Below are 22797 nucleotides of genomic sequence, written 5' to 3'. Positions count from 1 at the left end.
CTCCTCCGGGTTAGCGCGACGTACGGTCGCGGGGCAGCGTGTTGCTATTGCTGCTGCCGGAAGACTGAGGCACCGGCGCGGCGCTGCCACGCGACGGCGCCTGGGCGGGCGGGCTGGCCAGGGTGGAGGAACCCGAACCGGCGACACCGGACTTGCTGGCGTCCTGAGCAGCCAGATGCATGATCTTGTCCAGGGGCAGATACAACATATTGTTGTTGCTCTTGGTGTCGACCATGACCTTGCTGGCGCGCGTGAAGATCTCCTGCATGCTTTCCAGATACATGCGCTGGCGCATGACCTGCGGCGCCTTCTCGTATTCGCCGAGGATGCTGGTGAAGCGCGAGGTATTACCCTGGGCATCGCCGACGACCTTGGCCTTGTAGCCTTCGGCCTGCTCGGTCATGCGGGACGCCTGGCCGCTGGCCAGTGGCACGACCTGGTTGGCATAGGCCTGGCCTTCGTTGATTTGGCGCTCGCGATCCTGGCCAGCCTTGACGGCGTCGTCGAACGCGGCCTGCACCTGCTCGGGCGGCTGCACGTTCTGGATGGCGACGGTGCTGACCTGCACGCCCGTCTGGTAGCGGTCCAGGATCTGCTGCATCAGCGTCTGCACTTGCGTGGCCACCGTCGTACGGCCTTCGTACAGCACGAAGTCCATCGACTGCTTACCCACGACTTCGCGCATGGCCGTTTCAGAGGCCTGGCGGACGGACTCGTCCGGATCGCGCGTCATGAAGAGGTAATCGGGCGCACCGTCGGCGCGCAGGCGATACTGGACGACGAACTGCATATCGACGATGTTCTCGTCCGTCGTGAGCATCAGCGCTTCGGGCAGAACCTTGTTGCGCGCGCCGCCACGGAAACCGACCTCGAACGTGCGCAACTGCGACACGTTGACCATCTCGTGGCTCTGGATGGGATACGGCAGGCGCCATTGGAAACCGGCTTGCGACGTCGACTTGTATTTGCCGAACTGTGTCACAACCGCGACCTGGCCTTCCTGCACGATGTAGAAGCCGCTGGCGAGCCAGATGCCGGCTGCGACCAGGGCGATCACCCCCAGGCCGATGCGCGCACCGCGTGGCGAGGGCGGCGTCATGCCGCCCCGGTTGCCAGGGCGGTTATTGCCGCCCCCGCCCTTGCGCCCGAACAGGGATCCGATGCGATTATTGAAATCGCGCCAGACCTCGTCCAGGTCGGGTGGGCCGTCTCCGTTGCCTTGAGGCCGCTTGGGCGGAGGCTCGGAGCCATTGTTATTCCCACGACCCCAGCCGGGGTCATTCAGATTGAAGAGTTTGATAATTCGAGGCATTGTTTCCCACAATCTGTCCGGTTTCCGCAATTGCCCCGCGCAACGCATCCAAACCGGCGCGCTCGGTGGCGCTTACAAATACTCGCGCAATCGTACCATGTGCATCGCGCTCCACCCGCGGTTCCAATCCGGCACGATCTATCTTGTTGTATACGAGAATGGTGGGAATCGAGGCTGCGCCGATTTCGGCCAGAACCTTGTTGACCTCGAATATCTGCTCGTCGCGCTGCGGACTGGCGGCATCGACCACGTGCAGCAGCAGGTCGGCATGCACGGTTTCTTCCAGGGTCGCGCGGAACGCCGCGATGAGGCCGTGCGGCAGGTCGCGGATGAACCCGACCGTGTCCGACAACACCACCGAGCCCGCCCCTTCTATCCAGATGCGGCGCGTGGTCGTATCCAGCGTAGCGAACAACTGGTCGGCGGCGTAGCTGTCGGCGCGCGTCAGGGCATTGAACAAGGTGGACTTGCCGGCGTTGGTATAGCCGACCAGCGACACCGACAACGCGCCGCCACGGGCGCGCGCCCGCCGCTGGGTTACGCGCTGGCGCTCGACCTTGTCCAGGCGCTCGCGCAGCACCTTGACCTTGGCGCCGATCATCCGGCGGTCCATTTCGAGCTGCGACTCACCCGGCCCGCGCATGCCGATACCGCCACGCTGGCGTTCCAAGTGGCTCCACAAGCGAGTCAGGCGCGTCGCAAGATGCTGCAGCTGAGCCAGTTCGACCTGCATCTTGCCTTCATGGCTTTTCGCGCGCAGCGCGAAGATGTCGAGGATAAGCGCGACGCGATCCACCACGCGCAGGTTGAAGGCGCGTTCGAGGTTGCGTTGCTGGGCGGGGGAAAGCGGCTGGTCGAAAAGAACGATGTCGGCCAGCAAGGCCTGAGCCATCGCCACGCCTTCATCGGCCTTGCCCGAACCGATGAAGAATTTGGCGTCGGGCCGATCCCGCCGAGCCGTCAAGGTACCGACGATTTCCGCGCCCGCACCCTTGGCCAGCATGGCGAATTCCTCGGCATGGGCCGCGAAGTCGGGATCTCCCAGATCCACGCTGATGATCAGAGCGCGCATACATGCACCATATTGGAGCCAAAGCGAAAATGCCCGCCGACGAGGACCGTCCGGCGGGCAATAAAAGGTAAAGCTGGAGCGAGATTACTCAGCAGGGACTTCCACCTGGAAATTCACGGCACGCGCGGGAACGACTGTGGAGATGGCGTGCTTGTAGACCATTTGGGTAACCGTATTGCGCAACAGCACCACGTATTGGTCGAAGGATTCGATTTGCCCTTGAAGCTTGATGCCGTTCACCAAGTAGATCGACACGGGCACATGGTCCTTGCGCAGCGTGTTCAGGAACGGATCTTGCAGAGTTTGCCCTTTATTGCTCATTGGCCAGGCTCCATTTGTTTGTTATTGAGTGGTGGCGTACTTTTTGTACTGGTGGGGTACGCCGAAACTTGTACTCTACAGGGTTTTCCCGGCCCGTGCTACTTGGCCGGGAAGCAAAAGTGACACCAGAGTTTTCCAACTGGAAAGCCCGGACTGCTTAGCCCTGCAGGACCTCCGCAAGCGCCTGCAACAGCAGTTCGCACTGCTCATCGGTGCCCACGGTGATACGCAAGAACTGATCGATGCGTTCATGCCGGAAATGCCGCACGATGATGCTGCGTTCACGCAGGGCGGCAGCCAGGCCTGCGGCATCCTTGGAAGCGTGCCGAGCGAACACGAAGTTCGCGGCCGAAGGCAGCACCTCAAAGCCCAGCGACTCAAGCCCCGCCGTCATCCGCGACCGGGTCTGAATCACGGCTTGGCGCGTACGCTCAAAGTACTCCACGTCTTCCAGGGCCGCTACCGCGCCGGCGGATGCCAGGCGGTCGATGGGATAGGAGTTGAAACTGTTCTTTACACGGTCCAGCCCGTCGATGAGCTGGGCGCTGCCCACGGCGAAACCGACGCGCAAACCGGCGAGGGAGCGCGACTTGGACAGCGTCTGCACGACCAGCAGGTTGTCATAGCGGTCAACCAAAGGAATGACGGATTCTCCGCCAAAATCCACGTAGGCCTCATCCACCACGACGACCGCGTCCGGATTGCCGGCCACGATGCGTTCAACCTCCGCCGCGCTGAGGGCGCAGCCGGTGGGCGCATTGGGGTTGGGGAAAATGATGGCGCCGGCCGGCCCCTGGCGACCGGGCAGATAGTCCTCGACGTCGATCCTGAAATCGGGCGTCAGCGGCACCGTTTCGTATTCGATGCCGTACAGGCCGCAATAGACCGGATAGAAGCTGTAGGTGATATCCGGAAAACGCAGCGGACGTTCATGTTTGAGCAGCGCCAGGAAAACATGCGCCAACACCTCGTCGGAACCATTGCCGACGAAGACCTGCCCCGGTTGCACGCCGACCGTGCCAGCGATGGTTTGCCGCAGGCGGTCGGACGAGGGATCGGGATACAACTTCAGCGTATCGTCGCAGGCCGAGCGGATCGCGTCGAGCACCCGTGGCGACGGGCCATAGGGATGCTCGTTGGTGTTCAACTTGACCAGGTTCTGAAGCTTGGGCTGCTCGCCCGGAACATACGGACTGAGCGTCCCGACCACGGGACTCCAGAAACGGCTCATGGATCAGCTTTCCTGCGTGTAGGGGTTGTGCGAAGACTTGAATTCGATGCGCAGCGGCGTGCCAGCCAAGTCAAACGCGTTGCGGAAACGCGTTTCCAGGTAGCGGCGATAGGAATCCGGAATGGCGTCCAGCGCGTTGCCGTGAATGACGACCAGCGGAGGATTCTGCCCGCCCTGGTGCGCATAGCGCATCTTGGGGCGGAAAATACCCTTGCGGGGAGGCGGCTGCTGCTCGACCGCGGCCTGCAGTTCACGCGTCAGCTTGGGCGTGGACAGCTTGGCAAACGCAGCAGCGTGCGCCGCGTTGATGGATTTGAGCAAGGGCTTGACGCCCTGCCCGCGCAACGCCGAGATCGTGTGCATACGCGCAAACGACAGGAAGCGCAGCTTGCGCTGGAATTCGCGTTCGATGCGTTCCTTGGCTTCGCCGTCCAGACCGTCCCACTTGTTGATGGCCACGACCACGGCGCGCCCGGTTTCCAGAACGAAGCCTGCGATATGGGCGTCCTGTTCGGAGATTTCGGTCTGCGCATCCAGCATCAGGAGCACGACGTTGCTGGCTTCGATGGCTTGCAGCGTCTTGATGACCGAGAACTTCTCGACCGCTTCGAAAACCTTGCCGCGCTTGCGCAAGCCTGCGGTGTCGATGAGCGTGTAACGGCGGCCATCACGCTCGAAGTCGATCTCGATGGCATCCCGGGTCGTGCCCGGCATGTCGAACGCAATCACGCGTTCTTCGCCCATCAAGGTGTTGATGAGCGTGGATTTGCCCACGTTGGGACGGCCCACGATGGCCAGCTTGATACGGTGATCGTGCTCGCCTTCCTCGGGCACTTCCTCTTCGGCGGGCGGCTCGGCCAGATCCTGCAGGGCCAGCTCGATCAGGTCGACAATGCCGTCGCCATGCGCCGCCGAAATCGGATAGGGCTGCCCCAGTCCGAGTTCGTGGAATTCCGAAATGGCCGAGCCCGCGCCCATGCCTTCCGCCTTGTTCACCGCCAGCAGCACACGCTGCTGGCCGGATTTACGCAGCAACTGGGCGATTTCGTGGTCATGGGCATTGATGCCCGCGCGGGCATCGACCAGGAACACGACGACATCGGCCTCGGCAATAGCCTGCCGGGTCTGGCGCGCCATCTCCAGCAGGATGCCGTCTTTGGCGACGGGCTCGAAACCACCGGTATCGATGACGATGAAGGGGATCTCGCCTACCCTGCCCTCGCCGTAATGGCGATCGCGGGTCAGGCCGGAATAATCGGCCACCAGCGCGGCGCGCGATCGCGTCAGGCGGTTGAATAGGGTCGACTTCCCGACATTGGGACGGCCGACCAGGGCGACGACAGGCTTGAAAGACACGGTGTAAGGCTTTGTTCTATAGGTTTTAGTTGGCGCCGATCAGGACGAGGTTGCCATTGCCCGTCTGGATCAGCACTCCCTGGGAAGTGGTCTGCGGCGGCGAAACCACAGGGCCACCGCCCACCGACAGGCGCGCCATCAGGCTGCCGTCGCTGCGCGACAGGAAATGCACGTAGCCGTCCAGATCGCCCACCGCCAACGCTCCGCCCAGCATGGCGGGCGCGGTGACTTGGCGGTTCTTCAATGCTGCCTGCTTCCAGACGTTGCCGCCATTATCCAGCGCAAATGCGTTGATCACGCTGTTCTGGTCCGCTGCATAGGCGAAGCGCTCGTCCAGAGAGAGACCGCTGACGCTGGAGAAGTCCTTGGCCCACAGCGGACGGCCGCCGGCCGTGACGTCGAAGCAGACGATGCGTCCCTGGTAGGCCACGCCGCACAACAGGTTGCCCGCGATGCGAGGCGCGCCGACCACGTCGGTCAGGCGCTCCAGGTCGCTCGCGCCGCGCGGCGTTGCCACCGTGCCTTCCCATTGCACGTTACCACTATTGGAGGCGATGGCCAGGAGCTTGCCGCCCGGCAGGCCCGTAATGACCAGACCTTCGGCCAGCACCATCTGCGACACGCTGCGCAGGGCCAGCGAGGGGCCGGGACGCTGCACGTTCCAGACGCGTTCGCCATTGTTGGCGTCGAAGGCCTGGATGCGGTAGTCGCCGCTGCGCACGACGACGATGCCATAGCCCACGACGGGCGGGATGGTGACGTCGCTGGTGGCGCGGACCTTCCACTTCACCTTGCCGGTGTCGTCGAAGGCGATGACGTCGCCATTCGGCGAGGCGACCGCCGTGGTGGTGCCATCGCTGCCAGCGCCGGCGGACAACTTGCCGTCGGTCTTGGCCGTCCAGATGGCGCGGCCGCTTTGCAGGTCATACTTGCCGACCGAGCCGTCAGGAGTGGCGGCGTAGATGGCGTCGCCCAGCACCGTAGGCGCAAAGCCCAGGCCCGAACCGCTGCCGACGGACACGCTCCAGACCTGGCGCACGGACATGCCGGCCTTGTATTCGGTCAGGGGCGCGGGATCGTAGCGGCCGTCATCATGGGAAAACATGCCGCATCCGCCCAGGGCGAGCAAGCCCGCCAGGCAAACGGCGCCACGCCACATACGACCAGGTGCAAATTTACGCATTACAGTCACGCTCCGCTCAGGGCATCCAGTTTCAGTTGCACAACCTGGGTCAGGGGATTTCCGGCGCCCAGGCCATCGATGGCGCTTTGCCAGGCCGCGCGCGCTTCCTCGCGCTTGCCCTGCGCGGCGAGGATATCGCCGCGGCGGTCCGCGAACAAGGCGGCAAAGGCGGCCGGCGGATTGTTCAGTTGGGCCAAGGCGGCATCGTATTGCTTCTGGTCCAGCATCATGCCGGCCAGGCGCAGGCGCGCCACGGACTGCATCGACGGGTTCTTGCTTTGCGCGGCCAGCCATTCCAGCTGTTCACGGGCGCCGGCATCGTCCTTCTGGGCCTGCAGCGCCTGGGCTGCCACCAGGGCGCCGCGCGCGGCGTAGCCCGTGGAAGGATACTGCTCGCGCAGCGTGGCCGCAGCCGTCTTGATGCGCACCGAGGAATCCGCGCCGCCCAGACGGGCCGCATCTTCCAGCGCTTCGAAGTAACCCATGGCCTGGTTGGCTCGGTGCGACTGGTAGGCCTTCCAGCCCCACCATCCGCCCCAGGCCAGCGCAACCGCGGCCACCAGCGTCACCACCAGGGTACCGTAGCGCGCCCACCAAGCCTTGATCGCGTCGAGTTTTTCCTGTTCTTCCAGATCGTATGCCATGCATTAACCCTTGTTATTCAATACGTCGGCCAATCCCGCCAACGGGACTTGCTGCTGGGCGGCCTCGCCCTGCGCGTCGGCGCGCAGGAACTTGACGCTGGCCGTCTGCGCAGCCACCTCGTCGGCGCCAAGAATAACCGCAACCCGGGCGCCGCTGGCATCGGCGCGCTTGAATTGCGACTTGAAGCTCGCAGAACCAGCATGGACGATGACCGACAGGCCGGCATCGCGCAGGTCTTCGCCAACCCGCGCAGCCAGGCGCTGGGCCTCTTCGCCCTGGTGCACGACGTAGACGTCGCACTCGGCCGGCTGTTCGACCTGCACGCTCTGTTCCCAGAGGTCCAGCAGGCGCTCCATGCCGATCGCAAAGCCCACGGCGGGCGCAGGCTTGCCGCCCAAAAGTTCGATCAGGCCGTCATAGCGGCCGCCGCCGCATACCGTGCCCTGCGAGCCAAGGCGATCGGTGACCCACTCGAACACCGTGAGGTTGTAGTAATCCAGCCCACGCACCAGACGCGGATTCAGGCGGTATTCGATGCCGGCGTCGGCCAGGCGCTGGCAAACGCCATCGAAGTGCGCGCGCGATTCCTCGCCCAGGAAATCGAACAGGCGCGGCGCGCTGTCGGCCATTTCCTGCATGGCGGGGTTCTTGGTATCCAGGACTCGCAGCGGATTGCTGTACATGCGGCGCTGACCGTCTTCGTCCAGGATGTCGCGGTGCTTTTCCAGGTGCTCGATCAGCGCGGCGCGGTGAGCAGCGCGTTCGGCCGGCTGGCCCAGCGAGTTCAGTTCCAGGCGCACGTCGGTCAGGCCCAGCAGCTTCCACAAGCGAGCCAACATGACGATCAGCTCGGCATCCACATCGGGACCGGCGAAGCCAAGCGCTTCGACGTCGATCTGGTGGAACTGGCGATAGCGGCCGCGCTGCGGACGCTCGTGGCGGAATACCGGACCGATGGAATAAACCCGCTGCGGACGGTCGTACAGCAGATTGTGCTCGATGGAGGCGCGCACGATGCCGGCGGTCATTTCAGGACGCATGGTCAGCGACTCGCCATTGAGGGCGTCGGTGAACGTATACATCTCTTTTTCGACGATGTCGGTCACTTCGCCGATGCCGCGCGCGAACAGGCGCGTATGCTCAAGCACGGGCGTACGCACATTGCGATAGCCGTAGCCGCGCAGCCAGCCGCGCACGATTTCCTCGAATTGCTCCCAGCGGGCGCTTGCCCCCGGCAACAGATCATTCATGCCGCGTATGGCGGCGACTTTCTGGAAAGCTTGAGTCATCTTGATCATGCCGCATCGCGCGCCGGCAAGCGCGCTAGCGGCTACACCCTTACTTTAATGAGAGGCGAGCGCGCCGTAGCGACGCGCGACGTAGTCTTCGACGATGGCCTGGAACTCTTCGGCAATATGGTCACCCTTGAGCGTGACCGTGCGTTCGCCGTCGACGAATACCGGCGCTGCCGGCACTTCGCCGGTGCCCGGCAGGCTGATGCCGATATCGGCGTGGCGGCTTTCGCCCGGCCCATTGACCACACAGCCCATGACGGCAACGTTCATGCTTTCGACGCCGGGATACTGGGCGCGCCAGACCGGCATCTGGCGGCGCAGGAAGGTCTGGATGCTGTCGGCCAGTTCCTGGAAGAACGTGCTGCTGGTGCGCCCGCAGCCGGGGCAGGCAACAACCATGGGCGTGAATGCGCGCAAGCCCATGGTCTGCAGGATTTCCTGCGCCACGACGGCCTCGCGGCTGCGGTCGCCACCAGGTTCGGGCGTAAGCGAAATGCGTATGGTGTCGCCTATGCCTTGCTGCAGCAGCACAGCCAGGGCGGCGGTGGACGCGACAATGCCCTTGCTGCCCATGCCGGCTTCGGTCAGGCCCAGATGCAGCGGGTAGTCGCAACGCGCGGATAGATCGCGGTAGACGGCGATCAGGTCTTGCACATGGCTGACCTTGCACGACAGGATGATGGCGTCTCGCCGCAGGCCCAGTTCTTCGGCGCGCCGCGCATTGCTGATGGCGGACACGACCAGGGCGTCGCGCATCACGGCCTGGGCTTCCCAGGGCTGCGCGCGCTGGTTGTTTTCGTCCATCTTGCGCGCCATCAGCTCGTGGTCCAGGCTGCCCCAGTTCACGCCTATGCGCACCGGCTTGTCGTAGCGGCAAGCCACTTCGATCATCTGCGCGAAGTTGTCGTCGCGCCGCTTGCCGCCGCCCATATTGCCCGGGTTGATCCGGTACTTGGACAATGCTTGCGCGCATTCGGGGAACTGCGTCAACAGCTTGTGGCCGTTGTAGTGAAAGTCGCCGACCAGCGGCACATTCACGCCCATGCGGTCGAGCTGTTCACGGATGGCAACGACTTCGCGAGCGGCTTCGGGAGTATTCACCGTGATCCGGACAAGCTCGGAGCCGGCCTGAGCCAGCTCCTTGACCTGAATCGCGGTGGCGATCGCGTCCGCCGTGTCGGTGTTGGTCATGGACTGGACCACGACCGGGGCATCGCCGCCGATCTTCACGACACGATCGCCCCACTTCACCGCCACCGAGCGCGTGGCGCGGCGCTCGGCCGCCCCCACGGAGGGAGGCGGGGCATCCTGGCAAGGCAGAGAAGATTCTTGCATCGGTGGAACCGGTTTACTTGGTCGACTTCGGCAGCCAGTCGGAAGGCAGCCAGTGCTGCGGCAACCAGCCTTGCCAGAAGGCATACGCCACGCCGGCAGCCAGCACCAGCACGATGGCGATGAGCCAGCCCCAGGAGGTCGAGGACGAACGATCGTCGTCGGCGCTGGACTGAGGAATGGAATGCGCCGAATGCAGGGCGCCCGGGCTGAGCTTCACCGGGCCGGTGACGCGCGCCTTGGGATCCAGCGAGTCGACGATGGCTTGCGAATCCGCGCCCAACAGGCGCGCGTAATTGCGCACCAGGCCGCGCAGCGAAACGCCAGTGGGCAGATTGCCCCACTGCTCGTTTTCCAGGGCTTCGATTTGCTTCGTGGAAAACTTGATGCGGCTGGACACTTCGTCGAGCGACCAGCCCTTGGACTGGCGCAGCGCGCGCAATGCCGAGCCGACGCTGCCCGCAGCGCCTGCGGGCGTTTCTGAAACTGCAGAAGCGAAATCCTGCGTCATGCATGCACCTGTTTAATTGGTATGGTCTGGCGCTGTGCCGCGTTCCGTTCGGTGATCCGGGTACGGTCGCGCACTTCTCCGGCCAGTTGACCACAGGCCGCATCGATATCGTCGCCCCGGGTCTTGCGGACGGTGGTGATGATGCCGGCGTCCATCAGGCGCTGGGCAAACACCTTCACCCGCGCCGAGTTCGAGCGTTTCAGGCCGGACTCGGGGAAGGGGTTGAACGGGATCAGATTGAGCTTGCAGCGCAGCTGGCGTGCAATTTGGATCAGTTCCTTGGCGTGCTGGTCGGTGTCGTTGATGCCGTCCAGCATGCAGTATTCAAAGGTGATGAAGTCGCGCGGGGCGAACGCCAGGTAGCGTTCGCAGGCAGCCAGCAGCTCCTTCAAGGGGTACTTCTTGTTCAGCGGCACCAATTCGTCGCGCAGCGCGTCGTTCGGCGCGTGCAGGGACACGGCCAGCGCCACGGGACAGTCCTGCGACAGCCGGTCCATCATGGGGACCACGCCGGAGGTGGACACGGTGACACGGCGGCGCGACAGGCCGTAGGCGTTGTCGTCCAGCATCAGGCGCAAGGCAGGCACGACCTGATCGTAATTGAGCAAGGGCTCGCCCATGCCCATCATGACCACATTGCTGATGACACGCGTATCTTCGGTGGCGCGGGCGCCTTCCAGGCGCGCGGTGCCGACGTCGGCTTCCAGGACACGCTTGGCCCACCATAGCTGGCCGATGATCTCGCTGGTCTTCAGGTTGCGGTTGAAGCCTTGGTGCCCGGTCGAGCAGAAACGGCAGTTCACGACGCATCCGGCCTGGCTGGAAATGCATAGCGTGCCGCGGTCGTCTTCGGGGATGAAGACGGTTTCGATGGCATTGCCCTGCCCCACGTCGAACAGCCACTTGCGGGTGCCGTCGGTCGAGCGCTGCTCGATGTTGACGGGCAATGCCTCGATGCGGCAATGCGTCGCAAGCTGGCTGCGGAAATCGCGAGCCAGGTCGGTCATGGCGTCGAACGAATCGGCGCCGCGCTGGTGCATCCAGCGCTGCAACTGGCGAGCCCGAAACGGCTTGCCGCCCCACTTTCCGACCAGTTCGGAGAGGGCGGAGCCGTCAAGCCCCAGCAGATTGATTCGTTCGACGGATTCCATGACCAGGGTAAAACCAAAAAGCTAGAACAGGTGTTCCGCGAAAATCAACGGCTGTGGATGTTGATTTCGGGGAAGAAGAAGGCGACTTCGACAGCGGCCGTTTCCGGAGCGTCCGAGCCGTGCACGGCGTTGGCGTCGATGCTGTCGGCGAAGTCGGCGCGGATGGTGCCGGGAGCAGCCTTCTTGGGGTCCGTGGCGCCCATCAGGTCGCGGTTCTTCTGGATGGCGTCTTCGCCTTCCAGCACTTGCACGAACACGGGGCCCGAAACCATGAAGTCAACCAGGTCCTTGAAGAAGGGGCGTTCCTTGTGCACGGCGTAGAAACGCTCGGCGTCGGTGCGCGACAGCTGGGCCAGGCGGGCGGCGATGACCTTCAGGCCGGCTTGCTCGAAACGGCCGACGATCTGGCCGATGACGTTCTTGGCGACGGCGTCGGGCTTGATGATCGAGAGGGTGCGTTGAATGGACATAAAGAACTCCGAAAACTGATTTCTGACTTGGTTTCTGATGAATTGCCTGGCGTGGCTCTGCGCTTGTCGGTGTCACCCTTGAAGCGTCATCGCGCTGTTGGCGCACGGGCGGTCCGAAACGAATGCTTGTCTCGGGCCGTCCCGAACCACTGGTCCAAGGCAGGGATTCGACACTGCCTACCTGTCGGACTAGCCCGGAATCCTCAATGAATTCAGGGACTTCTAAAAGGTTTACAGTAACCCGGTATTCTAACACGCTGAGAAGACCGTATTACATCTTAAAATGTGCGGTTTGCCGCCCGTCTCCCTAGCCCGGGCGCCCCTGTTTGCCGGAACCCTGCAATGACTCAAGCTGCTCCCCCGAACGCCGCGAATACCGCGAGCGACACCCAGGAACTCTCCAAGAGCTTCGAACCCTCCGAGCTGGAATCCCGCTGGTACGCCGAGTGGGATAAGCGCGGGTACTTCCAGGCGGGCCAGCATGTAAAAACGGGGACCGATAGCCAGCCCTATGTCATTCAGTTCCCGCCGCCCAACGTGACGGGCACGCTGCACATGGGCCACGCCTTCAACCAGACCATCATGGACGGACTGATCCGCTACCACCGCATGCTGGGCGACGACACGGTGTTCATCCCCGGCACCGACCACGCAGGCATTGCCACGCAGATCGTGGTTGAGAGACAACTGGACGCCCAGAAGGTTTCCCGCCACGACCTGGGCCGCGAGAAATTCGTGGAAAAAGTGTGGGAATGGAAGGAAAAGTCCGGCAATGCCATTACCAGCCAGGTCCGCCGCCTGGGCGCCTCGGCCGACTGGCCGCGCGAATACTTCACCATGGACGACCGCATGTCGCGCGGCGTGGTGGAAACCTTCGTGCGCTTGCACAAACAGGGACTGATCTACCGCGGCAAGCGCCTGGTCAACTGGGATCCGAAGCTGCTGACGGCCGTATCCGACCTGGAAGTGGTGTCCGAGGAAACCGACGGCCACATGTGGCACATCCTCTATCCCTTCGTCGACGGCCCGCAAACCATAGTCGACAAGGAAGGCCAGACGGTTACGCTGCGCGGCCTGACCATCGCGACGACCCGCCCGGAAACGATGCTGGCGGACGGCGCGCTCTGCGTGCATCCCGAAGATCCGCGCTACAAGCACCTGGTCGGCAAGGAAGTGGAGCTGCCGCTGTGCGACCGCAACATTCCCATCATCGCGGATGATTTCGTCGACCCCGAATTCGGCACGGGCTGCGTGAAGATCACCGGCGCCCACGACTTCAACGACTACGCCTGCGCGATACGCCACGATCTGCCCATGATCGTGATTTTCACGCTGGACGCGCACATCAACGAAAACGGCCCGAAACAGTTCCAGGGCATGGAGCGCTATGAGGCCCGCAAGGCCGTGGTGGCACAGCTGGAAGCTGAAGGCTATCTGGTCAAGGTCGAGCCGCACAAGATGATGCAGCCCAAGGGCGACCGCACCGGCGTCGTGCTGGAACCGATGCTGACGGACCAATGGTTCGTGGCGATGAGCAAGCCCGCGCCCGAAGGCACGCTGAATCCTGGCAAGAGCATTACCGAGGTCGCACTGGAAGTGGTGGCCGATGGCCGCATCCAGTTTTACCCGGACAACTGGACCACCATCTACAACCAGTGGCTCAACAACATCCAGGACTGGTGTATTTCCCGCCAACTGTGGTGGGGCCATCAGATCCCCGCCTGGTATTCCGAGGATGGCCAGGTCTTCGTGGCACACGACGAAGCCGAAGCCACGGCGCAGGCCCGCGCAGCCGGGGTGACCGGCGAACTCAAGCGCGATCCGGACGTGCTGGACACCTGGTTCTCGTCGGGTCTGGTGCCCTTCACCACGCTGGGCTGGCCTGAAAACACGCCGGACCTGCAGCGCTACCTGCCGTCCAGCGTGCTGGTCACCGGTTTCGACATCATTTTCTTCTGGGTGGCTCGCATGGTCATGCTGACCACCCACCTGACCGGCCACATCCCGTTCAAGCATGTCTACGTGCACGGCCTGATCCGCGACGCGGACGGCCAGAAGATGAGCAAGTCCAAGGGCAACACGCTGGATCCGGTGGACCTGATCGACGGCATCGATCTGGACGGACTGGTGACCAAGCGCACCTACGGCCTGATGAACCCGAAGCAGGCCGGCGCCATCGAGAAAGCCACGCGCCGCCAATATCCGGACGGCATCCCGGCCTTCGGCACAGACGCGCTGCGCTTCACGATGGCCGCCTACGCCACGCTGGGCCGGAATATCAACTTCGATCTGAAGCGCTGCGAAGGCTACCGCAACTTCTGCAATAAGCTGTGGAACGCCACGCGCTTCGTGCTGATGAACACGGAAGGCCACGACCTGACCGGCCCGGACGCTGGCGAGTTGTCCTTCGTGGACCGCTGGATCGTGAGCCAGATGCAGGCACTGGAAGCGGACGTCGCGCGCGGCTTTGCCGATTACCGCTTCGACAACATCGCCAACTCGCTCTACCGCTATGTGTGGGACGAGTACTGCGACTGGTACCTGGAACTGGCCAAGGTGCAAATCCAGACGGGCACGCCGGCCCAACAGCTAGGCACGCGCCGCACGCTGATCCGCGTACTGGAATGCGTGCTGCGCCTGGCGCACCCGATCATTCCGTTCATCACGGAAGAGCTCTGGCAAAAGGTGTCGTTGGTGGCCGGCAAGCGCAAGGAAGGCGTATCGGACAGCGTCAGCGTACAACCGTATCCCCAAGCCAACCCTGCTGCGGTGGACACGGCCGCCGAAGCCGACGTCGCCGAGCTGAAAGCCCAGGTCGAAGCCGTGCGAGCCCTACGCGGTGAAATGAACCTGTCGCCCGCCCAGAAGGTGCCGCTGTGCGCCCAAGGCGACGCCCCCACGCTCACCCGCAACGCGCCGTACCTGGCCGCGCTGGCGAAGCTTAGCCAGGTCGACGTGCTTGACGCCTTGCCCGACGCTGGCGCACCGGTACAGGTCGTGGGCGGCAGCCGCCTGATGCTGCATGTTGAAATCGACGTTGCGGCTGAACGCGTGCGCCTGGATAAGGAAATCGCGCGCCTGGAAGGCGAAATTGCCAAGGCCAACGGCAAACTGTCCAACGCCAGCTTCGTCGAACGCGCACCGGCCGCGGTGGTCGAGCAGGAAAAGGCACGCGCCGCGCAATTTGGCGAGACCTTGCAAAAGGTGCGTGAGCAGCGCGCCAAGCTGGGCAACTAGGCCCACCCATCGCTGAAAGCAAAAACCCCGGACGTGATCCGGGGTTTTTCTTTGTCCGTCGCCAGCAAGCAAAACGCGGAAGCGAGAAAGCAAACAGCCTCAGGAGGCCTTGGGCGACTTGGGACGGGACGAGCGGCGCCGCTTGGCAGGCTCAGGCAAAGGCGTGCCCGCCAGCGCGGCCAGAAAGCGCTCATCAGCCTGGGTCAGCACCCCTTTTTCGCGCGCAGCATCGATCAGCTCGGGACGCCGGGCCGTGGTCAGCTCCAGCGAACGCTCGCGCCGCCAGCGGGCAATGTTGGCGTGATGCCCGCTAAGCAGAGGCGCGGGCACGGGCTCACCCTCGTAGACTTCGGGACGCGTGTAATGCGGACTGTCGAGCAGGCCGGACAAGGCATCGTTGAACGAATCCTGGAGCGCGGACTCGCCGTCATTGAGCACGCCGGGCAGCAGCCGCACGGCGGCGTCGATCACAGCGAGCGCGGCGATCTCCCCACCCGACAGCACAAAATCGCCCAGCGAGATTTCGTGCGTGACGCAACGCGCGATAAAGCGCTGGTCCACGCCCTCGTAACGGCCGCAAATGAGGATGATCCCCTCGCTTGCCGCCAGAGATTCAGCGCCCGCCTGATCGTAGCGCCGACCGACCGGGGCCAGCAGCGCAACAGGGGCGCGGCCCAGGCCAAGCGCTGCGCGCGCGTCCTGGGCGGCGTTGACGGCGGCTTCCAGAGGCCCCGCCATCATCACCATTCCGGGACCGCCGCCATAGGGGCGGTCGTCCACGGTGCGATGCACGTCGTGCGTGAAATCACGGGGATTCCAGGCATGCAGGGACCACCGGCCCTGGGCATGCGCCCGGCCGGTGACACCCAGGTCCCGCACTACCCCGAACATTTCGGGAAAGAGCGTAACAACGTCGATGCGCATCAAAGATCCGCCGGCCAGTCGCTGTCTATGCGGCGAGCAGCCAGATCGACGGCGTGTATGTGCGCGCGCACGAACGGAACAAGCATTTCGGCGTGTCGGCCCTTGGCGTTCAGGATGGGCTCCGGACCTTCGGCCCCCACCCTTTGGCGCAAGACCCTCAAAACGGCATGGGCACCATTGTCGAGGACCTCGTCGACCACGCCCAGCAGCTCAGGCTCGCCGTTGGCACTGGTGTACAGCGCGCAACCGATGAGATCGACCCAGTAGTATTCGTCTTCCTCAGGCGCGGGAAAGGATCCCCGCGGAGCCTGCACGGAACAACCGCGCAAGGCCTCGGCCTGATCGCGATCCGCAATGCCCGCCAGCTGAGCCACCACGGTGGCCCCTTGCGAACGGGCTTGCACGACCTTGTATGCGACAGGCGCAGACGCGACAACGCCCCGCGCCAATTCAGGCACAGGGCGAGTCAACCACCATTGAGATGCTGAGAGCAGCACTTCGGCATTGGCCGAATGTGGCTGCACCTTGACCCAGCCTTTCACACCGTAGGCTGCACTGATGCGGCCCAGCTCGATCAAATCCGTCGGCGCCGCGTTGGAGGTTGCGGCATCAGGCATGTATCGTGCTCTTGGTAACTATGAAGCAGCTATGAATGGCAGCTTTTGAAAGCGCAGTAAAGCTCAGGGCTCGGGTATGCGACGCGGGCAATTAAGCCGCGGCGGAAACCTTGGCCGAGTACTCTTTGACCAGACGCTCGACAGCGGGCGACAGTTGGGCGCCGTTGCTGGTCCAGTGTTGCACGCGATCCAGCGCAATGCGCAGGCTTTCCGTGCCTTCGCTGGCTACGGGGTTGTAGAAACCCACGCGCTCGATGAAACGGCCGTCGCGACGGTTACGCGAATCGGTGGCCACCAGGTTGTAAAACGGACGCTTCTTGGACCCACCGCGGGCCAGGCGAATCACCACCATAGGTAATCCCTTGAATTAGTTGTGAAAAACGGGAAATTCTAGCACTTAAACAAGCCTGCTGGCAAATGACGGTGCCGAATTGTGCGTAGCGGCGTGATTTGTATCCTAAAACACCACATCCGGGTATTCTACAAATACGGGCCGGGGCCCGCGCCGCAATTCGAAGTGTAGCCGCCCCGCCTCGTTCCTGCCTGTCTTAGTGCGTCAGACCTCAGTGCGTGTGAAGAAATAACCCGATTCAGGAGATCGGTTTTATGTCGACCTACGCAAGACCCCGCGCTTCGATCCCCCCTGCCGCCTCGCCACGGCGCCGCCATCGCACTGGCATCAAGCCCTCATCCTGACCCGCGGCATTCGCCGCTAGTCGCCGCCCCCATTTTCCAGCGCTTTCCCCCCAACTTCCTCTAACCGGAGGGTGCACCACCATGAAGAACCACAAATCAGTCTTCACTCCTGTCGCGCGCCTGGCCCTGGCGGGCTTGCTGGCGGGCACCTTGGCCATGCCGCTTGCCGCGTCGGCCCGAGTGATCGGAGCCGCCCTGACGACAGCCACCGGCAAGGTCACTGCGGTAGACCCGGCCAGTCGGACTATCACGCTACAGGGCGAAAATGGTAATAGCGTGGACATCCAGGCTGGCCCCAATATCCGCAACTTCCAGCAGATCAAGCCCGGCGACACGCTCACGCTCGACTACTACGAGTCGGTGGCGGTGGATGTGCGCCCAGCCGGATCCGGCATCCCGGAGGTCAAGACCGAAACCGCGGCGACGCGCAGCGCCAAGGGCGCCATGCCCGCCGGCGCGGCGGGACGCCAGACTACGATCACGGCTGAGATCTGGCACATAAACAAGAGCGCCAATCTGGTTACGCTGAAGGGGCCGCAAGGCGGCATGCGCACCATCCAGGTACAGGACCCCGCCCTGCAGGCGCGCCTGCAGCAGTTGAAGGAAGGCGATCTTGTGGATTTCACCATCACCCGGGCAGTCGCCGCCGCCATTCGCAAGTAGGCAAGCACCAAGCCAATGCAAAGGGGCCCGCTTTACGGCGGGCCCCTTTGTATTTCACGCGTGACGGGAAGCTGGTCAGCGCCGCCGCAGGAAATGCACCCCGCGGCCATCGACTTCCTGCTGAGCCACCAGCACATTGCCGGTCTGGCGGGCAAACGCCTGGAAGTCGCGGATGGCATTGCGGTCCGTAGTGATGACGCGCAATACTTCGCCACTGGCCATCTGCGCCAGGGCCTTCTTGGCGCGCAAGATCGGCAGCGGGCAGGTCAAGCCGCTGGCATCGACTTCCTGCTCGAAGGAAGGCGCGTGCGCGCCGCCATCAAGACTGACATCCGCCCCGCTCATCACAGACGCTCTTCCACCCATTTCTGCACGCTGGCGACCGCCGTAGGCAGGGCCGCGAGATCGGTGCCGCCCCCCATGGCCATGTCGGGACGACCGCCGCCCTTGCCGCCAACCTGCGCGGCAACGAAGCCGACCAGGTCGCCTGCCTTGACGCGGCTAGTCAGGTCGGCGGTAACTCCGCCGACCACACTGATCTTGCCGTCGGCCGAACCCGTGGCCAACAGCACGACCGCGGGCTTCAAGCGGTCTTTCAGGTTGTCGACCATGCCACGCAATGCCTTGGGATCCACGTCGCCGATGCTGGCTGCCAGGACCTTGATGCCCTTGACGTCGACAGCAGCGCTGGTCGCCAAGTCATTGCCTGCGCTGGCGGCAAGCTTGTTGCGGGACTGCTCCAGCTCCTTCTCCAGGGTCTTGACCTGCTCCTGCACTTGCGCAATGCGCGCCGGCAAGTCGGCCGGCGTGCTGCGCAGCATGCCGGCAACCTGGGTCAACAAAGCGTTCTGGTTCTGCACCCAGGCCAGCGCGTTGTCGCCGGTGATGGCTTCGACGCGGCGCACGCCCGCGGCCACGCCGCCTTCGGAAACGATCTTGAACAGGCCGATGTCGCCCGTGCGGCTGACGTGGGTCCCGCCGCAGAGCTCGCGCGAGAAGCCGATGTCCAGCACTCGGACCGTATCGCCGTATTTTTCGCCGAACAGCGCCATGGCGCCGCCCTTGACGGCGTCGTCATAAGCCATGACCTGCGCCACGGTGGGCTGGTTGGCCAGGATCTCGGCATTGACGATGGCTTCGACCCGCGCGATCTGCTCGGCGGTCAGCGGCGCGTCCTGGGCGAAGTCGAAGCGGGTCTTGTCGGGATCCACCAGCGAGCCACGCTGCTGCACGTGCGCGCCCAGCACCTGGCGCAGCGCCTTGTGCATCAGGTGAGTGGCCGAGTGATTGCGCACCGTGCGGGCGCGGCGCACCGCGTCCACCCGCGCAAGCAGCGTATCGCCCACGGACAGCGTGCCGGATTCCAGTTCGCCATGGTGACCGAAAACGCCGGCCTGAATCTTCAAGGTATCGGCCACGGCAAAACGCACGCCATCGGCCTCGAGCAATCCGGTATCGCCGACCTGGCCGCCCGACTCCGCATAGAACGGGGTCGCGTCCAGGACGACGACGGCGTTTTGGCCAGCCTTGACCTGCTGGACCTGCGTGCCATCGACGTACAGGGCCGTAACCTTGACGTTGTCGAGCTCCAGCTTTTCGTAGCCTTCAAAGCGGGTATCGGCACCTTCGTAGCTCAGGCCTTCGGCCATCTTGAACTTGCCGGCGGCGCGAGCCTGGTCGCGCTGGCGCTCCATGGCGACTTCGAAGCCGGCCATGTCCACGTCGACTTCGCGTTCGCGGCAGATGTCGGCGGTCAGGTCCACCGGGAAGCCGTAGGTGTCGTACAGCGTGAACAGCGTCGTGCCATCCAGCTGGCCGCCCTTGGGCACATTGGCCAGGGCGGAATCGAGGATGCGCATGCCGTGCTCCAGCGTTTCACCGAAGCGCTCTTCTTCCTGCTTGAGCACCTGTGCGACGCGCTCGGCCGTGGCGGCGAGTTCCGGATAGGCATCGCCCATTTCGGCGACCAGGTCCGGAACCAGGCGATGGAAGAACGGCTTGGTCTGGCCGAGCTTGTAGCCGTGGCGCAGCGCGCGGCGAACAATGCGGCGCAGCACATAGCCGCGGCCTTCGTTGCTGGGAATGACGCCGTCGACGATCAGGAAGGAGCAGGCGCGGATATGGTCGGCGATGACCTTGAGCGAGTTGTCCTCCAGATTCTTGATGCCGGTTTCGCGCGCGGCGGCCGCGATCAAATGCTGGAACAGATCGATTTCGTAGTTGGAGTGCACGCCCTGCAGCACGGCGGCGATGCGCTCCAGACCCATGCCGGTATCGACACAGGGACGCGGGAGACGCGGCATGTTACCGGCGGCATCTCGTTCGAACTGCATGAACACCAGGTTCCAGATCTCGATGTAGCGATCGCCGTCTTCCTCGGGCGATCCCGGGGGGCCGCCCCAGATTTCGGGACCGTGGTCATAGAAGATCTCGGAGCAAGGGCCGCAAGGACCCGTGTCCGCCATCTGCCAGAAGTTGTCCGACGCGTAACGCGCGCCCTTGTTGTCGCCGATGCGGATGATGCGTTCGGCGGGCACCCCGACTTCCTTGGCCCAGATGTCGTAGGCCTCGTCGTCTTCCTGGTAGACCGTGACCCAGAGCTTTTCGGCGGGCAGTTTGTAGACCTGGGTCAGCAGCTCCCAGGCGTACTGGATCGCATCGCGCTTGAAGTAGTCGCCAAAGCTGAAATTGCCCAGCATTTCGAAGAACGTATGGTGGCGGGCGGTATAGCCCACGTTCTCCAGGTCATTGTGCTTGCCGCCGGCGCGCACGCTGCGCTGCGACGAGGTAGCACGCGTATAGGACCGCGATTCCTTGCCCGTGAAGACGTCCTTGAACTGGACCATGCCCGAATTGGTGAAGAGCAAGGTCGGGTCGTTGCCGGGGACGAGCGACGACGAAGGAACAATGGTGTGTCCCTTGGACTTGAAGAATTGCAGAAACTGCTGGCGAATCTCAGAGGATTTCATCGTGGATGAAGCAGAATTTAGGCGAATTTTTCATTATAGAGGGTTGGCGGGCTCCCCGGGAAAGAGGGCTTGCCGGGATTCAGCGGACGCAAACGTAACCCGTAGTCCAGCCCTCGGTCTGGGTCCATTTGCCGCCTGCGGAGACGATCACCGCCTTGTAGCCGGCCGGACACGAGCAAGTTCCGGTGCGGGGATTGGCGGTGGACACGCCTGTGTAGTGGTAACAACCCAGCGGATGGTTGAAGCTGTAGGCCCCGCCGAAGCCCCCGCTTGCAGGCTCCCAGGTCCCCGATTGGCAGGTCAGGAGCTCTCCTTGCTCGGAGTTGGCCATCGTGCCCGAGGGCAGGCGGCAAGCTTGGCCCGCGCCAGCGCGCGCGCCCACGGCGAGATAGGAACCGATCTGCGCCGAGGAAGCCACCGACAGATTTCCCTGCAACTGCGGGTCGCGCGTATCCCGCAGCCTGACATAGCGGTCCACGTCCGGTCCGCCGGCGCCGACCCCGGCCCATAGGGCCAGGGTGCCCGGCGGGTGGACCGGCAAGCCCGGCATCAACGGATTGGGGAAGCTGAATGCCGCGCCACGCACCAGGCCCGGCTTTCCCGGCCATATGGCTCCGCCGTATCCGCGGGCAGCATCGATTGCCGTCGAAATGCCAATCAGGTCCGGGGCTTGCGTCCCTGATTTGAGCAGCGGAGCGGCACTATAGACCAGCCCGTCCAGGCGACAGCGTTCGCCCGGACACGAAGGCGCCCTGGCGATCCGGATTTGCGCCGAAAAACCCAAAGCGGAACGGTCGGGAAAATCGGCGGGCAACATGCCCAGGCCGCGCAGCTCGTCCATGGTGGGCGCAAGCGGATCCGCAAACAGTGGAACCCCCTGCTCATTGCGCGGCCCCTCCCCTTTGGCAAGCACGGCGAAGTGCCGCGCCAGCACATCGGCGACCGCCTGGCGGATCTGAGTCAGCCATACCCCGGCGGCTCGCGCAGCGGAGTCCTCGATTCGCTGCACCACTTGGCCTGAAGCCCAGATCGCGGCCATGGTGCTCAAGGCCAAGGTCACCACCAGGCCCGGCAACGAGAAGCCGCGCTGGCGCTGATGCTGGCGCGGGCGCTGCATAGCGGCCGGCAATCGAGTGCGCACGAGGTGGCCGTGCGGACTCATTTTGCGACGAACACAAAGGTGTTGACGTCACCTTGGCGGCACTGGGCCTGCGCCACGGCTGCGCGATACGGCACACTGGGCGTCGCGAACGCATCCTTCACGACCTTCAGGCCCCCTCCTCCGCTGATCGAGATGGTTTCGGACATCCGCTGCAATACCGAAGCCAGCGACGGACACGCGGCTTGGCTGACGTTGGTCAGCTTGATAGAGAACGCGGATCCCAGCCCAGCGCTGCCGAAGGACGCTGCAGCGACTTCGACCACTCCGTTGCCGCCCACGCCGCTGCCGCCCAGGCCGTGAGCGATGCGCGCCGCGCTGCCGAAGCCCTCGACGGTCAGGACACTGGATTCCCGCAAGGCATTGGCCATGGCCCCGGTATCCAAACCCGCGTAGGGCGTGAGGCCGCCGCCTTGCGCGTTGGTCTTCATGCTGGCGATGAAGCGCTGCAGTTCCTCGCCCACCTTGGGCACCTTGTTTTCAACGACGTAAGAGCCGATAGCCGGAATACCCACGATGGCGATCATCAGCACGATGGCGGTGACGATGGACACCTCCATCAGCGAAAAACCACGCTGGCGGGGCATGCGGCACAGGGGTGCATGAAACTGGAATGCTTGGAGGTCGTGCATGGTTGCTTTCCTTGTAAATGA

General features: G+C 63.8%; 21 protein-coding genes. 2 read left to right on the top strand and 19 right to left on the bottom strand.

Annotated features, from left to right (window positions below):
- Positions 1-10 precede the first annotated feature (10 nt).
- The 12 genes from hflK to ndk form a co-directional block, all read right to left on the bottom strand.
- A complete protein-coding gene (gene hflK / locus VCS63_RS28545; RefSeq protein ID WP_042792857.1) occupies positions 11-1312 on the bottom strand; it encodes an FtsH protease activity modulator HflK in 1302 nt (433 codons plus the stop codon).
- Positions 1278-2384, bottom strand: a complete 1107-nt coding sequence (gene hflX / locus VCS63_RS28540; protein WP_063639648.1) for a GTPase HflX — start codon at positions 2382-2384, stop codon at positions 1278-1280. The genes hflK and hflX overlap by 35 nt, the downstream gene beginning before the upstream one ends.
- Before the next feature lie 84 nt (positions 2385-2468).
- Positions 2469-2705, bottom strand: coding sequence for an RNA chaperone Hfq (hfq, locus tag VCS63_RS28535; RefSeq protein ID WP_006218585.1), 237 nt, complete (start codon positions 2703-2705; stop codon positions 2469-2471).
- A gap of 157 nt (positions 2706-2862) precedes the next feature.
- Positions 2863-3936: a histidinol-phosphate transaminase gene (hisC, locus tag VCS63_RS28530; RefSeq protein WP_280134486.1), complete on the bottom strand. Its 1074-nt coding sequence runs from the start codon at positions 3934-3936 to the stop codon at positions 2863-2865.
- Between the two features lie 3 nt (positions 3937-3939).
- Positions 3940-5292: a ribosome biogenesis GTPase Der gene (gene der / locus VCS63_RS28525; protein WP_042792854.1), complete on the bottom strand. Its 1353-nt coding sequence runs from the start codon at positions 5290-5292 to the stop codon at positions 3940-3942.
- Between the two features lie 25 nt (positions 5293-5317).
- Positions 5318-6475, bottom strand: coding sequence for an outer membrane protein assembly factor BamB (gene bamB / locus VCS63_RS28520; RefSeq protein WP_063639651.1), 1158 nt, complete (start codon positions 6473-6475; stop codon positions 5318-5320).
- Between the two features lie 5 nt (positions 6476-6480).
- Positions 6481-7119 carry a YfgM family protein gene (locus VCS63_RS28515; RefSeq protein WP_042792852.1) on the bottom strand — a complete coding sequence of 213 codons (639 nt, stop codon included), beginning with the start codon at positions 7117-7119 and terminating at the stop codon, positions 6481-6483.
- Positions 7120-7122: 3 nt separating this feature from the next.
- A complete protein-coding gene (gene hisS, locus VCS63_RS28510; protein WP_112967056.1) occupies positions 7123-8409 on the bottom strand; it encodes a histidine--tRNA ligase in 1287 nt (428 codons plus the stop codon).
- A 54-nt stretch (positions 8410-8463) separates the two neighbouring features.
- Complete coding sequence (gene ispG, locus VCS63_RS28505; RefSeq protein ID WP_063639653.1) at positions 8464-9750, bottom strand: flavodoxin-dependent (E)-4-hydroxy-3-methylbut-2-enyl-diphosphate synthase; 1287 nt, start codon at positions 9748-9750, stop codon at positions 8464-8466.
- Positions 9751-9763: 13 nt separating this feature from the next.
- Complete coding sequence (locus VCS63_RS28500; RefSeq protein ID WP_042792850.1) at positions 9764-10258, bottom strand: helix-turn-helix domain-containing protein; 495 nt, start codon at positions 10256-10258, stop codon at positions 9764-9766.
- On the bottom strand, positions 10255-11409 hold the full coding sequence (gene rlmN / locus VCS63_RS28495; RefSeq protein ID WP_112965250.1) for a 23S rRNA (adenine(2503)-C(2))-methyltransferase RlmN: 1155 nt from the start codon (positions 11407-11409) through the stop codon (positions 10255-10257). Before rlmN ends, VCS63_RS28500 begins: the two co-directional genes overlap by 4 nt.
- A gap of 44 nt (positions 11410-11453) precedes the next feature.
- Entirely contained in the window at positions 11454-11879 is a 426-nt protein-coding gene (ndk, locus tag VCS63_RS28490) for a nucleoside-diphosphate kinase (RefSeq protein WP_042792848.1), read from the bottom strand.
- A 342-nt stretch (positions 11880-12221) separates the two neighbouring features.
- On the opposite strand from ndk, the gene VCS63_RS28485 reads away from it, so the two are divergent.
- Positions 12222-15116, top strand: coding sequence for a valine--tRNA ligase (locus VCS63_RS28485; RefSeq protein WP_323881715.1), 2895 nt, complete (start codon positions 12222-12224; stop codon positions 15114-15116).
- A gap of 99 nt (positions 15117-15215) precedes the next feature.
- On the opposite strand, the gene trmD is transcribed toward VCS63_RS28485, so the two are convergent.
- The 3 genes from trmD to rpsP form a co-directional block, all read right to left on the bottom strand.
- Positions 15216-16040, bottom strand: a complete 825-nt coding sequence (gene trmD, locus VCS63_RS28480) for a tRNA (guanosine(37)-N1)-methyltransferase TrmD (RefSeq protein WP_323881713.1) — start codon at positions 16038-16040, stop codon at positions 15216-15218.
- Entirely contained in the window at positions 16040-16657 is a 618-nt protein-coding gene (rimM, locus tag VCS63_RS28475; protein ID WP_063639655.1) for a ribosome maturation factor RimM, read from the bottom strand. Before rimM ends, trmD begins: the two co-directional genes overlap by 1 nt.
- Before the next feature lie 91 nt (positions 16658-16748).
- Complete coding sequence (gene rpsP, locus VCS63_RS28470; protein WP_042792843.1) at positions 16749-17009, bottom strand: 30S ribosomal protein S16; 261 nt, start codon at positions 17007-17009, stop codon at positions 16749-16751.
- A gap of 425 nt (positions 17010-17434) precedes the next feature.
- Between rpsP and VCS63_RS28465 the strand changes: the two genes are divergently transcribed.
- Entirely contained in the window at positions 17435-18016 is a 582-nt protein-coding gene (locus tag VCS63_RS28465) for a hypothetical protein (protein WP_042792842.1), read from the top strand.
- A 75-nt stretch (positions 18017-18091) separates the two neighbouring features.
- Here VCS63_RS28465 and VCS63_RS28460 read toward each other — a convergent pair whose 3' ends face one another.
- From VCS63_RS28460 to VCS63_RS28445, 4 genes are all read right to left on the bottom strand, one after another.
- A complete protein-coding gene (locus VCS63_RS28460; protein ID WP_063639656.1) occupies positions 18092-18361 on the bottom strand; it encodes a sulfurtransferase TusA family protein in 270 nt (89 codons plus the stop codon).
- Positions 18361-20985, bottom strand: a complete 2625-nt coding sequence (alaS, locus tag VCS63_RS28455) for an alanine--tRNA ligase (protein ID WP_063962050.1) — start codon at positions 20983-20985, stop codon at positions 18361-18363. The genes VCS63_RS28460 and alaS overlap by 1 nt, the downstream gene beginning before the upstream one ends.
- Before the next feature lie 79 nt (positions 20986-21064).
- Positions 21065-22126: a prepilin gene (locus tag VCS63_RS28450; RefSeq protein ID WP_323881712.1), complete on the bottom strand. Its 1062-nt coding sequence runs from the start codon at positions 22124-22126 to the stop codon at positions 21065-21067.
- A gap of 17 nt (positions 22127-22143) precedes the next feature.
- Positions 22144-22776, bottom strand: a complete 633-nt coding sequence (locus VCS63_RS28445; RefSeq protein WP_082900685.1) for a type 4 pilus major pilin — start codon at positions 22774-22776, stop codon at positions 22144-22146.
- Positions 22777-22797 lie beyond the last annotated feature (21 nt).

Origin of the sequence: Achromobacter sp. D10 (assembly GCF_035282245.1) — a bacterium.
Classification (GTDB): Bacteria; Pseudomonadota; Gammaproteobacteria; order Burkholderiales; family Burkholderiaceae_B; genus Achromobacter; species Achromobacter insolitus.
Note: the sequence above shows the minus strand (reverse complement) of the source record. Positions and strands in the feature narration are given on the sequence as shown.